Annotated in this window: 12 protein-coding genes; 3 read left to right on the forward strand and 9 right to left on the reverse strand. The window is 39.9% G+C overall.

The features are described 5' to 3' along the window. Positions 1-47 precede the first annotated feature (47 nt). From H7968_RS08355 to H7968_RS08375, 5 genes are all read right to left on the reverse strand, one after another. Positions 48-2,141, reverse strand: coding sequence for an ATP-dependent Clp protease ATP-binding subunit (locus tag H7968_RS08355; RefSeq protein WP_227395699.1), 2,094 nt, complete (start codon positions 2,139-2,141; stop codon positions 48-50). A 444-nt stretch (positions 2,142-2,585) separates the two neighbouring features. Continuing rightward, positions 2,586-4,283 (reverse strand): M3 family oligoendopeptidase, encoded by a 1,698-nt coding sequence (locus tag H7968_RS08360; protein ID WP_227395700.1) that lies wholly within the window; start codon positions 4,281-4,283, stop codon positions 2,586-2,588. Between the two features lie 86 nt (positions 4,284-4,369). Next, the gene (locus tag H7968_RS08365; protein ID WP_227395701.1) at positions 4,370-4,819 is read right to left on the reverse strand and encodes a MarR family winged helix-turn-helix transcriptional regulator; all 450 of its coding nucleotides are present in this window, start codon (positions 4,817-4,819) and stop codon (positions 4,370-4,372) included. A gap of 48 nt (positions 4,820-4,867) precedes the next feature. Continuing rightward, positions 4,868-5,899 (reverse strand): bifunctional metallophosphatase/5'-nucleotidase, encoded by a 1,032-nt coding sequence (locus tag H7968_RS08370; protein ID WP_227395702.1) that lies wholly within the window; start codon positions 5,897-5,899, stop codon positions 4,868-4,870. A 41-nt stretch (positions 5,900-5,940) separates the two neighbouring features. Next, on the reverse strand, positions 5,941-7,125 hold the full coding sequence (locus tag H7968_RS08375; protein WP_227395703.1) for a pyridoxal phosphate-dependent aminotransferase: 1,185 nt from the start codon (positions 7,123-7,125) through the stop codon (positions 5,941-5,943). A gap of 42 nt (positions 7,126-7,167) precedes the next feature. Here H7968_RS08375 and H7968_RS08380 point away from each other — a divergent pair, with 42 nt between their 5' ends. Continuing rightward, on the forward strand, positions 7,168-7,995 hold the full coding sequence (locus H7968_RS08380; protein ID WP_406566399.1) for a carbon-nitrogen family hydrolase: 828 nt from the start codon (positions 7,168-7,170) through the stop codon (positions 7,993-7,995). Positions 7,996-8,047: 52 nt separating this feature from the next. On the opposite strand, the gene H7968_RS08385 is transcribed toward H7968_RS08380, so the two are convergent. Further along, positions 8,048-9,460: an ATP-binding protein gene (locus tag H7968_RS08385; protein ID WP_227395704.1), complete on the reverse strand. Its 1,413-nt coding sequence runs from the start codon at positions 9,458-9,460 to the stop codon at positions 8,048-8,050. Between the two features lie 123 nt (positions 9,461-9,583). Between H7968_RS08385 and H7968_RS08390 the strand changes: the two genes are divergently transcribed. Continuing rightward, positions 9,584-10,606 (forward strand): acyltransferase family protein, encoded by a 1,023-nt coding sequence (locus tag H7968_RS08390; protein WP_227395705.1) that lies wholly within the window; start codon positions 9,584-9,586, stop codon positions 10,604-10,606. Between the two features lie 168 nt (positions 10,607-10,774). Beyond that, positions 10,775-12,496: a B12-binding domain-containing radical SAM protein gene (locus H7968_RS08395; protein WP_227395706.1), complete on the forward strand. Its 1,722-nt coding sequence runs from the start codon at positions 10,775-10,777 to the stop codon at positions 12,494-12,496. Positions 12,497-12,756: 260 nt separating this feature from the next. On the opposite strand, the gene H7968_RS08400 is transcribed toward H7968_RS08395, so the two are convergent. The 3 genes from H7968_RS08400 to sigI form a co-directional block, all read right to left on the reverse strand. Beyond that, positions 12,757-14,106: a TrkH family potassium uptake protein gene (locus tag H7968_RS08400; protein ID WP_227395707.1), complete on the reverse strand. Its 1,350-nt coding sequence runs from the start codon at positions 14,104-14,106 to the stop codon at positions 12,757-12,759. Positions 14,107-14,381: 275 nt separating this feature from the next. Continuing rightward, a complete protein-coding gene (locus H7968_RS08405) occupies positions 14,382-15,500 on the reverse strand; it encodes an anti-sigma factor domain-containing protein (RefSeq protein ID WP_227395708.1) in 1,119 nt (372 codons plus the stop codon). Continuing rightward, positions 15,497-16,246, reverse strand: coding sequence for an RNA polymerase sigma-I factor (sigI, locus tag H7968_RS08410; protein ID WP_227395911.1), 750 nt, complete (start codon positions 16,244-16,246; stop codon positions 15,497-15,499). The genes H7968_RS08405 and sigI overlap by 4 nt, the downstream gene beginning before the upstream one ends. Positions 16,247-16,255 lie beyond the last annotated feature (9 nt).

Raw genomic sequence — 16,255 nt, forward strand, 5'->3', positions numbered from 1 at the left:
AAATGAGGGTGAGTCAGAAATGACCCACCCTCATTTTTTTTCTATTTTTACTTAGAAACAATGGTTACTTCATTTTCAATTAATTCAGCACGTACATTCTTTAAATCCGGATTGTCATACATAAAGTCTGTGATCCGGTCTTCCACGTATTCCTGAATGACTCTTCTCAGAGGGCGTGCACCGAATGCAGGGTGATAGCCAAGCTCTGCAAGCTGTTCTTTTACTTCTTTTGAAACAGTAAGCTCCATACCCTGTTCCTCAATCAGTTCGTTTAATTCTTCAAGCATCAGATCAACAATTTTCACGAGATGCGCTTTTTCAAGCGGTTTAAATTCAATGATGCTGTCAAAACGGTTAAGGAACTCGGGTTTAAAGAAGTTGCTTAATGAATCCAGGATCGATGCTTCATCTGCGGCTTCCGTTGCGCCGAAACCAACCGCTTTTTTCCGTCCCCCGACTCCTGCATTACTTGTCATGATAATCACGGTGTCTTTGAACTGAACCGTGCGGCCCTGACTATCTGTTAGACGACCGTCCTCCATGATCTGAAGGAACATATTCATCACATCAGGATGCGCTTTTTCAATTTCATCAAGAAGCAGAATGGAATAAGGGTTACGTCTTACTTTTTCAGTAAGCTGCCCTGCTTCATCGTGACCGACATACCCTGGTGGTGAACCAATCAGCTTTGAAACGCTGTGCTTTTCCATATATTCACTCATATCCAGGCGGATCATCTGGTCTCTTGATCCGAATAATTCTTCAGCAAGCGTTTTGGAAAGCTCTGTTTTACCTACACCTGTTGGTCCGACAAACAGGAATGAACCAGCAGGACGATTTTTCGATTTTAGTCCTGCTCTGCTTCTGCGGACTGCTTTTGCCACCTTTTTCACAGCCTCATGCTGACCAATAACTTTATTGTTTAAGTTTTCTTCCAGAATGGACATCTTCACCCGTTCGTCCTGTTCAAGTTTACCAACTGGAATCCCGGTTTTACGTTCAACCAGCTTTTGAATCAATTCAAGGCCAACAACAGGATATTCCGCTGATGAAGAATCGTTTTGCTTGTGCTCGAGCGCTTCTTCCTCGTCACGAAGCTTTGCTGCAAGCTCATAATTTTCTTCCTTTAAAGCCTTTTCCTTCTCTAAATGAATATGCTTCAGGCGCTCTTGGATTTCTTCTTTATCCTGATGATCCACTGTTAAATTCAATTTAGAACCAGCTTCATCCATGAGGTCGATCGCTTTGTCCGGGAGGAAACGATCCTGAATATAACGTTTTGATAACTGGACTGCGCCCTTAAGCGCTTCTTCGCTATAAGTAACCTTATGATACTCCTCATAGCGTGATGCAAGACCTTTCAGAATCTCAAACGCTTCATCAGCTGTTGGTTCTTTTAAATGAATAGGCTGGAAGCGGCGTTCAAGTGCAGCATCCTTTTCAATCTTCCGGTATTCCTTCAGCGTCGTTGCACCGACAAGCTGAAGCTCGCCTCTCGCAAGGGCCGGCTTAAGAATATTCCCTGCATCCATGGAACCTTCAGCAGATCCAGCTCCTACAATCTGGTGTATTTCATCAATAAACAAAATGACGTTTTTACGGGACTGAACCTCTGAAACAAGCTGTTTCATTCGCTCTTCAAATTGACCCCGGATGCCCGTATTGGTCACAAGGGATGCTACATCAAGCAGGATGACTTCCTTACCTTTCAACTTCTGAGGCACTGTGCCGTCAGCAATTTTCAATGCAAGCCCTTCAGCTGCCGCAGTTTTACCAATTCCCGGTTCTCCAATCAGCACTGGGTTGTTTTTGTTTCTTCTATTTAAAATTTCAATCATCTGGCTGATTTCTGCGTCACGTCCAATCACTGGATCGATCAGCCCGGCTTTTGCCAGGTTGGTCAGATTTCTGCCATACTCGCCAAGAAGTCCGGCTTCTTTTTGTGCCTGTTCAGTACTTTCTTCTTTTTTGTCACGCTTTGGTGATTGACCAGCGCCATTATAGCCATTCATAGCAGAATGTAATTTTGCGCGCTCTTCTTTATAGCAGTCGGAGCACAAATGAAAATCCTGTATGCTGCCATTCAGCTGGACTCTTAATTGAACATTTGCCTGATTTGTACTGCACTTTTCACAAATCATTGTGACTCCTCCTTTAATGATTAAATGTTAATTTGACTTTCTTTGACCTTATGGCTCTATTATAATTTGACCTTTTTTGACTTTCAAGTTTTTTGTTTGGAGCATAAAAAAACTGGAACAACCCTTGAATAGAGTCGTTCCAGTCTAATATGATTCAGCCAGTGAGTTCCGCTCCAGACGGACGCTTTCCGTGTCACTCACTTTTGTATTAAAAATATCACAGGATGATAAACTCAAAGACTCATTTTTTTCAAAACGATTTGAGGTAACGGGTAAAAAAATGATTTCTCAGAGGTCCGGACTCACCCGTAGACTCCTGTGGCGGAAAGGGACAGGTGAAACCGAATGTGCGTAGCACAGGCGGGTTCACCGCCCGGCCACGGAAAGCGGAGGGTGAGTCCGGACCGGGTTTTCTAATTACAAACAAACCCAGTCCCCTCTAAATCAAAGCTTCTGATCGTCCACTGATGAAAGCCAGAGTTCAATTTCCCCGATCACTGACTCCACACAACCCTCCTCAAATGGAGAAAGAAGGTTCGCCTCTTTTACAAGCTCTGTAAACGGAAGAGACCCGCCAAGTTTGCATAAATGCAGATAATCCGCCCAGGCTGCCGCGTGATTTTCACGTGACTTTTTCCAGAACTGAAACGCACAAATCTGAGCAAGTGTATAGTCAATATAATAAAACGGCACTTCATAAATATGTCCCTGGCGCTGCCAGAATCCACCCTCGTTAAGATAACCATGATCACCATAATCACGGTGAGGAAGATATGTTTTCTCAAGCTCTTTCCACGCTGCTTTTCTCTCAGCAGGTGTCATCTCCGGATTTTCATAGACGGTATGCTGGAACTCATCCACCATTACACCATACGGAAGAAACAGTAGTGAGCTGCTCAAATGTGAAAACTTATATTTTTCTGTTTGTTCTTCAAAAAACCTTTCCATCCACGGCCATGTGAAAAATTCCATACTCATGGAATGAATTTCTGCTGATTCATGAGTCGGCCATCTATACTCAGGTACTTCCAGTTGACGACTCATATATACCTGGAAAGCATGCCCTGCTTCATGAGTTAACACGTCAATATCTCCGGATGTACCATTGAAGTTAGAAAAGATAAACGGTGATCCATAATCTTCAATAAAGGTGCAGTATCCTCCTGCTTCTTTCCCTTTCTTCGCTTCAAGATCCATCAGTTTCCGCTCATCCATGAAATCAAAAAATTCTTTTGTTTCAGGAGATAGTTCACTGTACATTTCTTTTCCACGGTCAATGATCCACTGTGGATCTCCTTTAGGGGCTGCATTTCCTGACAGGAAGGACAGCGATTCATCCCAGAATTTCAATTCTTCAACACCGATTCTTTTTTGCTGCCTTTCTCTCAATTTCGTTGCTAGCGGTACAATAAATTCTTTCACCTGATCTCTGAAAGTCTGCACCATCTCAGCATCATAATCTATACGCAGCATTCTGATATAGCCGAGCTCAACAAAATTTTTGTAACCAAGCTTAAGTGCAATGTCATGTCTTACTTTAACAAGACGGTCATAAAGATCATCAAATTTTGCCGCGTGCTCTGCAAAAAAATTAAATTTTGTTTGTACTGCCTTCTCTCTCATGTCTCTGTCTGTTGATTCTGTATAAGGATCAAGCTGAGCGAGCGTCAGCGTTTTTCCCTCAAACTCAATTTCAGCAGAAGCGACAAGTTTAGAGTATTCAGATGTTAACTTATTTTCTTCCTGCAGCAATGGAATGACTTCAGGTGAGAATCCTTTAATTGAAAAATCAGCGAGCTCAAACAGCTGCTTTCCATATTTCATTTCAAGTTCATCTTTGAACGGAGATGCGACAAGCGCTTTATAGTAATTCGTTTCAAGCTCTGAAAACTGTGGCATCACTTCATCAAAATAGTTCTTTTCATTTTGATAAAATTCATCATTTGTATCAACTGATGCCCGAATCATCGCCAGATTGTACTGACTTGAGATGGTGTTGCGATATGTATTCAGCTTATCGATAATCGTCATTTGTTCATCAGCTGATTCTGATTCTGTAAACGAAGCCAGCAGTTTTTCAAAAGTCATTTTTGCTTCTGCAAAATCCGGGCGTTTGTATTCATAATCATTAAATGTTTGCATCAATTCTTCCCCCTTGTTTTTTCAATGAAACAGATGAAATATATTTTAACACTGAAAAAAACCCGTATGTATAGAAGTCAACGGGTTTAATAGGATAGATCCTTAATGGAGAGACCCAGTTTTTTTAAAAGTTCAATCGCATGCTTCTGTTCTTCATCCGTCAATGCTGCCATTAACTCATGCAGGTTTTTTTCATGATCCGGAAAAATTTCCCTCATAAAACGATTTCCCTCTTCCGTCGTTTCAGCATAAGTGACCCGGCGGTCCTTTGGAGAAGCGATTCTTCTGATTAGCCCTTTTTTCTCTAATTTATCCACTACATACGTAATACTGCCACTCGCAATGAGGATTTTTCCTCCGATTTTCTGAAGTGGCTGTCTGCCTTTATGGTATAAAAGCTCCAATACGGCAAATTCAGTAGGATTCAGACCTTTCGCCTGAAAAAACTGGTTACTCGATTCATTGATCGCCTTATATGCGCGTGAGAGCACGATAAAAAGCTTCAACGACTGTTTGTAATCCGTAGCTTCTGTCATTTTTGTCAGTCCTTTGTCTCATCTTCTTTTAAAGTATAGTCGGGCCTGTTAAAAGAAGTCAATAAAATCCTCAGGTGATGCCTTTTTTATCCAGTCAGACACCTTCGTTTTAATACCAATGTCTTTTGAAACTTCAATTTCATTCATTAAACTTTCATTCAGCCATCTTCCTGCTTCAAGCTCCTGAAAATAAACGAGCTTTTCAATTACGGGATCAGGCGCATATTCTTCCATCGTAACGAGTTGCCCTGATGTTTGTTCAATTTTCCATGAGTTGCCCATTCTAGTCATCAGGATCGACACTTTACCTGCGTGATGTCCAAAAGCTCCAGGCTGAATCATCCATTTATCGTGGATTTTCTTACAGACCAGCTGATGCTGCCGCCCGGTCAGCATCACATCAATCCCTTCAATTGATTGCGCGATCTCCAACCCCTGATCGACTGCACCGGATTTATGATCGCATGCTGCGTCATTCATTCCGCCATGATAGTTCAGAATGACAAGATCAGGCTTTTCTGTTTCATGTATAAAAGGAACCCAGCGTTTCACAGCGTCGAAAGCGTCTTCATAAAGTACATCATTTACGGTACATGGTTGATTCCCGCTTTCCCGGTAAGCTGTAATGCCAAGTATTGCGATCTTAACCCCTTTGATATTTTTGATCGTATAGGGAAAACCGAAATAAGGCTCCTTTGTCACTTTATGAACAACGTTTGCAGACAGCCATGGAAAAAAAGATCGGCTGACTGCCCTGCTCACGCATGATAAACCATAGTCAAAATCATGTTCACCTATAACTGCTCCATCGTATGCCAGATGGTTCATCACTGAAATAAGGGGATTTGGCATATAGTCGTTGAAATGAGCATAATGAAAAGCAAGCGGACTTCCCTGAAGCATATCTCCACTATCAAAAAGAAGAAGATCAGGATCTTTTTCTCTTTCCTTTTTGACAAATGAGCTGATTCTTGCCATTCCATGAGAAGATTCTTCAGAACCCCAAACGGTGGCATCTCTGACATGCCCATGAACATCACCCGTTTGAAGAATCACAATTTCAGTCTGATCTGCTTTCAATCCTGATCCCTCCTCTTCATATCGGCGTTAGGCTCTGAAAATCATTTTACAGGAGAAAAAATACCGAGTTGTTGAATCCTTTTTGCTGCTTCTTTAATTCTTTCCTCAGTCGCCAGCAGGGCAACCCTCACATATCCTTCACCAGCTTCACCAAACCCTACACCAGGTGCTACTGCAACGTTGGCATGCTCCAGCAGATAATCACTGAATGACTCAGAAGTAAAACCTTCAGGTACTTTAAACCAGGCAAAAAAAGAACCCTTTGGTGCTGTGACATCCCAGCCAGCTTCTGTGAAAGCCTGTACCATGACATTTCTTCTGCTCTCATAGATATCAGACAAATCAAGAGCAGGTTCATAAGAAGCAATCAGTGCCTCTTCAGCCGCTTCCTGTACAGCACCAAATAAACTGACATGCAGATGGTCCTGCAGAACATTGATGGCCTCAATAACTGAAGGATTACCTACGGCAAAACCAACCCGCCAGCCAGCCATATTAAAGGTCTTTGACAGCGTGTAAATTTCGAGACCATTTTCCTTTGCTCCTTTAACCTGCAGAAAACTCGGCGGTCTAACCCCATCAAAACCGATCGATCCATAAGCAAAATCATGAACGATACAAATGTTATGCTTTTCTGCAAACGCAATGGTTTCCTTGAAAAATGACTCATCAGCGGTTGCGCCTGTTGGATTATTAGGATAATTAATAAAAAGTAAACGGGCTTTATCTGCAATATGTGCAGGAATTTTGCTGTAATCCGGTAGAAATTGATTCTCTTCCAATAAAGGCATCATATGCATTTCAGCTTCCGCAAGAGATACCCCTGACCAGTAATCCGGATAACCCGGATCCGGAACAAGTACGATGTCACCTGGATTCGCAAGGCATTGCGGCAACTCCACAAGGCCAGCCTTGCCACCAAATAAAACAGCCACTTCTGTTTCAGGATCAATTGAAACCCCATACTCTCTTTTATAAAAATCTGCAACAGCCTGATGGATGTATGGCATTCCCCTGAATGGTGAGTACTTGTGGTTCAAAGGGTTTTCAGCGGCTTTCTGAAGTCTTTGTACGATATGATCCGGTGTTGGAAGATCCGGATTCCCCTGGCCAAGATTAATTATATCGTGCCCATCCTGGACCTTTTTTGCGACCTTAGAGGAAAGCTTAGCAAAAAATTGTTCAGGTAACTGATGAATTCGTGATGCTTTTTCAAATTTCTTCACAATGACACTCCTATCCACTTTCCAATCTTTGCTGTAAATGTTATAACGGAAAAGTGCGAATGTAAAGATTATTATGGAAAGCGGGTGGACATTATTAACATTGCCATTTTTCAAATGGATATCGCGTTTGGAAATCCTGAAAAAAATTACGAAAAAGTGAACGAGTGGATGAAAAAAATAAATCCGGATGAGACAGATACCATCGTTCTTCCGGAGCTTTGGACAACCGGATATGACCTTACTAGACTAGATGAAATCAGTGATAAAGATGGAAAACGAACTACAGCATTTCTGCAGAATCTTGCTAAATCCTACCGCGTTAATATAATTGGAGGCTCCTATGCCAAACAGACGGACGAGGGGATTTTCAATACAATGGTCGTGGTGGACAAAGAAGGAGTGATCATTCACGAGTACAGTAAGCTTCATCTGTTCAAACTAATGAATGAGCATCATTTCCTGCAGCCGGGAAATGATGAACCGGGATTTATAATGGATAACACTCATTTTGCCGGTTTTATTTGTTATGACATACGATTCCCTGAATGGATCAGAAAACCCGTATTATCCGGAGCCAAAGTGATCGTCGTAAGTGCAGAATGGCCTGCTCCAAGAATTGACCACTGGTTAACTCTTCTTAAAGCACGAGCCATCGAAAACCAATCATATGTTGTCGCGTGTAACAGGGTTGGCTCAGATCACGAAAATGTTTTTGGCGGTCGTTCTATAGTGATTGATCCATGGGGAAAAGAAATCGTGACCGGATCAGATCAGGAAGATATTTTATACGCGCGGATTGATCTGGAAGTATCACAGGAAGTCCGCAACAGGATTCCCGTTTTTGAAGATCGCAGACCTGATTTTTATTAAATTGCATATAACCGAAAAGTGGAATGATCAAATGAATCATTCCACTTTTTTATCAGACATCCAACGGAAAAGTTAAACGGAACTCAGTCCCTTCCCCTTCCTTACTCCTGACATCTACATAGCCGCTATGCTCTTCAATAATTTTAAAGCTTACTGGCAATCCAAGACCTGTACCATGCTCTTTTGTTGTATAAAAAGGTTCATTTAGCTTGCTTAGTTTTTCTTCCGGTATGCCACAGCCATTATCCCGCACCATCACGATCACCTGATCTTGATCCTCTTCAATATGGATTTCAATAAATCCTTTTTCTTCAATCGCTTCAATACCATTTTTGATCAGATTAATCACAACCTGTTTCAAACGGTGAGGATCCCCTTTTACGAAAGCGTTTTCACAACAGGAAAGCATATTAATTTCAATATCATGCATGACAGCTTGCGGCTTCATTAATTCAGCCGATTCCTGTAATACATGAGATAAATTAAAACGTACGTTCTTGCTATCTTTTGGTTTAGCGAGCATTAGAAATTCAGTCATGATCGATTCAATACGCTGGAGTTCCGATGTAATTACATTAAAATACATCGAATGTTCCGTTTTTAGAGCCGCTTCAAGTAACTGGATAAACCCTTTTAATGAAGTCATAGGATTTCTGATTTCATGAGCAATACCTGCTGCCAGCTGACCGACGACTTTCAATGTATCATTTCTGTCCACCTGATTTAAAATACTGATGATGCCTGTTATGTCTCGCATCACGTATAAATCATATTGCTGATAAATGTGCTCAACTCTGCTGACTTCATAGAAATTATCATTCAGTGTTATGACTCTTGTCGATAATCCGTTTGGCCGATACATATCCTGCTGTTGTTTAAAACGTTTGGTACTGATAGAATGATGATGTTTTTCAAGCATACTTTGCAAATCAAAAGCATCTTTATCCTGTTGAGTATAAATGCGAAAAAGTTTTTCAGCGAATCTGTTTACCTTTACAATCTTATGCTGTTTATTCACGACTAATAAACCGTGAACTGCCTTATCAAATATATTTGCAAGTGCTTCCTGCTCAGCAAAATCAAAAGCTGTTCCCTTTTCCAGGATCAGCATATTCACATTTTGAAATTGCAGTGGGACAAAAGAAAACTTGATCAGCAAATCTTCTTTACCATCCCTTTGGATATTCAGATGATAGTCACTTTCTTTCAGCTGGTTTACACTGTTCCTCAGCCATGCTGTGCTTTTTGTATCCATTAATTGGAACAGGTTTTGACCCTGTGCCCAATAATCTGCAAATTCATGTTTAGTGCTCGAATTTACAAAAAGAATATTTCCTTTTTGATTAAAAAGAATGGCACTTTCTTTCATATGGTGTAAAATCGTCTTGGCGATTGAAAGTTCATTCCCGTTATTCAGGAGGCTTTGATCAGATTCCTGCTGATCTATTCTTTTGGATAATCGCATTTTAATCCCTCATTTTCCTTAAAGATACTATCCTGATTAGGATTTATGCCAATTTCACCAGATTTATTCTTATGGTAAACGGGTAATGAAACAAAATGACAAGCAAAAAAGAGTGGTGATTATATGTCCAGTCGTGATTATTTTTTTGATAATGCTAAGTTTTTATTAATATTTCTTGTCGTGTTTGGTCACGCTATCCAAAGTATTACGCAGGAGGACCCTCTTTTAATGGGGGTTTACCAGACAATTTACTTTTTTCACATGCCGGCATTCATTCTGATTGCAGGCTATTTTGCAAAGGGCGTTTATAAAAGCGGTCTTCTTTTCAAGCTGTTTAAAAAGCTGATTATTCCATACCTCATTTTTCAGGTGATCTATTCTGTTTACTACTATTTCCTGAGAAATGAGCAAAACCTTGAAATTGACCCGCTTAACCCCGAATGGTCACTGTGGTTTCTCATCAGTATGTTTTTTTGGAGTTTGCTTTTATTACTGTTTAATCATGTACTGAAGCTCAAACCAAAAGCAGCTATGCTGATCAGTATTGGAATTGGACTTTTGATCGGGTTTGTAAACGATTATTCTTCGGTTCTGAGTTTATCAAGGACATTTGTATTTTTCCCATTTTTCCTTGCCGGATTTTACCTGGACCGATCATTTTTCACACGGATCAAATCAAGAAATTTAAAGCTCGTTTCTGCTTTTTCTCTTATTATCGCATTTTTATTTATGATTGTTCTTCCGGAGTTTAGCAGTAAGTGGCTGTTCGGCTCCCATTCCTACGAAGACCTTGGTATGCCGGTTGAAACGAGCCCGTTGCTGAGATTAAGTATATATGCAATGAGCTTTTATTTAACAGCAGCTTTCTTTTCACTGGCACCGGAATCAAAAACCTTTTTTACAAAGTGGGGAGTTAATACGCTCTACGTTTACCTCTTCCACGGCTTTATTATTCAATTGTACAGGGAAAGCGGGATCGATTTAATTGTAAATCCATATATGTCCCTTTTCATCATCCTCACTGCATCCATTGCTCTGACGATCATTCTGTCCTCAAAATGGGTGGCGGCAATCAGCCAGCCGATCGTAGAGCTTAGGGCAGCAAAAGCGCGAAAACTTTTAGTTAAAAAGCCTGATGTGAAATAGCGGCATAATAAGCCGCTATTCACATTTTTTCCTATTTTAACATCAGATGAGGAAAAAATAAACAGTCATTAACAAAATATTCATTATAAAGAACGATCCACCCTCCCATTGTCCCCAAAGCACTCCTCGTGTAAAATAAGAGCGTATTGCCAAAAAAGGAGTCTTCAAATGAAAATTGTACTATCCACATTAAATGCTAAATATATTCACACCAACCTTGCCATCCGATACTTAAAAAGCTATTCCAAAGATTATCCTATTCAGCTGAAAGAATATACGATAAAAGATCCCCTGATTAATATCGTTTCAGACCTGTATTCAGAAAAGCCCGATATTCTCGGCTTCAGCTGTTATATATGGAATATCGAAGAAACGATTCAGGTTATTGAAATGTGCAGAAAAATCTCACCTGAAACAAAAATCATCATTGGCGGTCCTGAAGTTTCCTATGACGTTCCCTACTGGTTAAAACGTCTTGACGATAAAATTGATTACATTGCAGTTGGTGAAGGTGAAGAGACTTTTAATCAATTGCTCGATCACTTTCACGGTAAGTTGACACTTGATGAGGTAAATGGCATTGCTTACCTTAAAGACGGTAAGGTAAAAGTTCATCCTCAAACCAATAAAATCAATCTGAAGGAACTTCCATCTCCATTCAGGTTCGAAGAGGATCTTCCTCATTTATCAAAAAGGATTACGTATATAGAAACGAGCAGAGGCTGTCCATTCCAGTGCCAGTTCTGTTTATCATCAATCGAAGTCGGCGTACGCTATTTTGATCGTGAAGCGATGAAGGAAGAGATTCGTTTTCTTATGGATAATGGGGCAAAAATCATTAAGTTTGTCGATCGGACTTTTAACATCAGCAGGAGCTATGCACTTGAAATGTTTGATTTCCTGATCAAAGAACACCTTCCCGGAACTGTATTTCAATTTGAAATCACAGCAGACATTATGCGGCCTGAAGTGATTCAATACCTTAATGATCATGCTCCAAACGGTCTTTTCCGGTTTGAAATTGGCGTACAATCAACGAACGATGAAACAAATGAACTTGTAAAACGAAAACAGAATTTCGAAAAACTGAAAAGAACCGTTACCATGGTTCGGGATGGCGGGAAAATTGATCAGCACCTTGACTTAATCGCCGGCTTACCGGAAGAGGATTATCATTCTTTTAAAAAGACCTTTAACGATGTATTTGCTATGAAACCCGAAGAGCTTCAGCTGGGATTTTTGAAAATGCTTCGAGGGACTGGTCTGCGAATTAATGCAGCTAACCACGATTACGTTTATATGGACCATGCGCCTTACGAAATTCTAAAAAATAACTGTCTGTCGTTTGATGATATGATCAGAATTAAACACGTTGAAGACGTGCTCGAGAAGTACTGGAATGATCACAGAATGGATCAGACGATTCATTACCTTACATCAGAAGTATTCGATACGCCTTTTGATTTCTTTCAGGATTTCGGGACGTTCTGGGATCGTCAGGGCTGGGCCAGAATTGGACATCAGCTGGAGGATCTCTTCATCAGACTTCACACATTCCTGAAAACAGCTAAACCTGATGCCGTCCCGTATGCTGAGCATCTGATGAAAAAAGATTATCTGATGAACCAAAAACAAAAGCCACGTAAAGCATGGTGGGTTAAAAATGAAAATGATGAGTGGCAAAAAGAACTGTACGGTCTATTATTCAATCAACCGTCAATCGCGGGTTCAGAGTTCGAAAAATTAAACCTGAGTCAAAAAGATCTTCATAAACATACCGTACTTGAAAAAGGTTTTAATGACCGTTACATTCTTGCTTACTACCCGCCTCAGGGTTCACCTGAAATGTATGATTTTGACCATGATGGTATAAAACTTAAAACCACTTAATTATTTTTAACGGGGTGAGACAAAATATTGTTTCATCCCTTTTTAATTTCAGTTTAAAACGCTCACATTTTTCATTTTAGTCAATTGGTCTGTTATAAGAAATTATCCTTAGTAATACTAAAAAAGTGCAGGCGACATCCGTAGACTCCTGCGGCAGAGAAGCGACAGGTGAGACAGCGTAGTGCGTAGCACTAGCTGGCTCACCGCGCGGCCGCGGAAAGCGAAGGATGTCGCCTGCACGATTATAAAAACTTTAAAAGTTACCCAATAATAACCCGCTCTTTTGGATAATGGAATTTCTCTTTCTTGTTGTTTCCACCAATCATAAAGAGGAAAGAAATCAGCCCAACGCGTCCTACAAACATCAGTATCATTAAAATAATTTTACTTGGAGTAGATAAGGATGGTGTAATCCCCATTGACATACCTGAAGTTCCGAAAGCGGAAGTAACCTCAAAAATAACAGAGATCAGACTTTGTTGTTCAAAAATCATGATAAGCAGTATGGACAGCATCGACATAGTGGTTGCCAAAATAATAACAACATATGATCTGAAAACATCAATTAGATGTATTTCACGGCCAAAAACCTGAATCTGCTCTCTGCCTCTTGAAAAATTAATTAAAAATAAAACAGCAATCGCAAGTGTTGTGGTTCGAATTCCCCCACCAACTGAGCTCGGCGATGCTCCAATAAACATTAAAAGACTTAAAACAAGTTGAGTAGGCTCTGAAAAAGTGCTCACATCGAGTGTTGTAAGTCCACCGGACCTCGTAGAAACTGAATGAAATAATGAGTAGAAAAAAGCTTCATGCCAGCTGACATCTGCAAATCGTTGATTGTATTCTATAACAAAAATCAGCACTGTTCCCACGACCATTAAAATACCAAACGTTAATGTCGTAAGTTTGGTAAATAGTGAAAACCTGAAATGCCCGGATTTGTTCGCCAAAAACTGTTTTAATTCAATTAAAACAGGAAAGCCGATCGCACCAAGGATAATAAGGAAAATGGTAATAATCTGAACAAAATAATCGTTTGCATATGGAATCAATGATTGTCCGGTTATATCAAATCCCCCGTTTGTAGTCGCTGAAACAGAAGCAAACAGTCCATGAAGAAGTGCCTCTCTCCATGTATCATAAAACTGGGTAAAATAAACACTCAGGAATAAAGCCCCTATTATTTCAATCAGGAGAAGAATTTTAATAATTTCAATAATCAGCTTTACAACTCCTGATAAATTGTACTGATTATGGTCCACCATGATCAGCTGTCTTTCCCTCAGACCTATTCTCTTCCCAATCAGAAGCCAGACGAAGGTCCCGAGAGACATAATCCCAATCCCCCCCAACTGGAGGATCAGCATCACCATGACAATGCCAAATACCGTATATTCTTCGGAAATAGAAATAACTGTCAAACCAGTTACACTAACCGCACTGACTGCAGTAAATAATGAATCAATAAGCGAAACTTCCTGTCCCGGCTTATGTACACCCGGTAACCTTAATAAAGCAAACGACAAACTGATCGCAAAAAAGTAATATGCTACTATTAACTGAGCAGGCTTTAGCATTCTGATTCTGTTTTTAAACCTTTGCCACATAATATAAGTCCTTTCTGAAACACAATAATTAAGTAACTGATCATTTTCTATATCATGGTCTTACTGAACAGCAGTCAATCCCGTTAAATCTCATGTTGTTCACTCTTTCCTACAGGATCAAAGAATACCGTAAAATCTATACTTAAGCTTATCTGATTTTCACCGGTTTTGAAATGATTTTTCCATGTAGTTTTTCTGAACAACGTAATTCAATAAAAAGAAACCGGTATCCACAGTTTTTAATGTGAATACCGGTTTCCCAATTAACGATGATTTCACTCATTTTTATCTTTTTTGTTACCATTGCCGGGATGTTCTTCATCTTTTTCTTTTTTTCCATTTCCATTGTTATTACCCGGGCCCTTATTTTTATTGTCCTTATTATCAGGACTTTTATTAGCGTTGCCAGAATGATGGTTCTCTTTATTTTTATTGTGATCGCTCTCACTTTCTGTCTTTACAGGAGTGGCTGCCTTTTCTGGATCGTCTTTTTGTTTATCTTCTTTTCTTTCTTCATTCCGTTCCTGCTTTTGTTCTTTCATATTCTGCCCATGAGATGCAGCAGATGGTAAGTGGTCTTTATTTTCAGCTGACTCCTCAGGCTGCCCATTTTGCTCTGAGTGATCAGGTCCATGAATTCCAGATGCTTCTGTTACATCTTTTTCATGGGTCTCTGTTAAGATTTTATCCACTTCCGTCTTTTCGAGCGGAGGCAGAATAGGCTGTTCTTTCAAAGGCATCATAGTCAGTACATTCTTTTTTTGGGTAATCAATTTACCAAAGGAAATTCCCTGATTTTTTGCAGCAGCAAGATCTGAAACCGCACCTTCCTGTATAGAAATGGAAGCAGTGTTGTTCACTTTATTTTCCTGAACAGACCATTCATCAAGCCTCTCTCTCAACACTTTTTGAAAGTTAGTGGAAGATTCATTTGTATAAACTGCAGAGATCGTAACCGTTTCGTTGTTTTCATTAATAAAGCCTGCTTCACCACTGACAGCAATGATTTCAGACATTGCTTCCTGAATGCTCTCCCCGTTCAGGTTAAGCTGATTCTCTAATTTCTCAGCATCTTCATTCACACTGGTCCATTGAATTACTTCGGCTTTTTCATTAATCATCAGCTCAAAGCTCGGATTAATATCTACAGCAATATGTGCATAGGTTTCCTCATTGAAGTAAGGGTTCACGAGAAAAAACATAATCATTGCAACTGCTGCCATCGCTCCAATCGAGGACAATCCGCCTGGGATCCTTCGTTCCAGAGGATAAGAGACTACTTCTTCCCCTATTGAAAGAGATCCGGAAGGTTTTGCAACCTTACAAAACTCCCCATTTCTTGTCATCAGCACAACATGACGTTTATGTATTTCCATGACCAATCCTTTTTTCATTGCAAACTCTCCTTCACATATTCCTGCAGATACGGAAAATCTCCATCAAGTAATACAACTACTGCAATAATATATTTGCGGTTTCTTTCAATCGTTTTTCTACTCAAATCAATTTCTTTCTCTATTTTCTTAATTGGCAGCCTTTTTTTCTCTTTCAGTTCCCGTAACCAATCTTTGTTTGATTGAACGAGCCTGGCAATAAAAATCGCATTTTCCCTTGCATCTGAATGTTTTGGCGCGTTTTCAGCCAGTTCTTTGAACGAAAGTTTATAGGGTAACAGAGCCTGACTATAATACAAAATCTCTTCTTTACGTTCATTAATTGTGTTTTCAAGCTGAAAATGTTCCATCGCCTGCCAGGATTCATGAGCTTTCATTACCGATTCTTCACTGTCCGCTTTGTCATAGGTCAGATCCGCTTTTTCCCTATGATCCTTTCTGATTTTATCAATCAATTTTCTTCTGATGACAATCTCAGCAAATGTTAACAATGAAGCTCCACGGTCCGGATGATAATTCATGATGGCTTCATGGAAGGCAATGAGACCAATACTGTACTCATCATCTGTGTCATAAATATATCTTTTACATACTTTGGACACTGTTTTTTTAATATACGGCTTATAATCCTTAAGTACTTCGTTAAGTAATTCCTGATCTCCATTTTGAATAACGACGATTTTGTCTTCGAGTGAAGACTGGCTTGAGAATTTATAAATACCTAGTAAAAGAAATGGAATCACCATCTTCACCTC

This window comes from Jeotgalibacillus aurantiacus, from assembly GCF_020595125.1.
Lineage (GTDB): Bacteria > Bacillota > Bacilli > Bacillales > Jeotgalibacillaceae > Jeotgalibacillus > Jeotgalibacillus aurantiacus.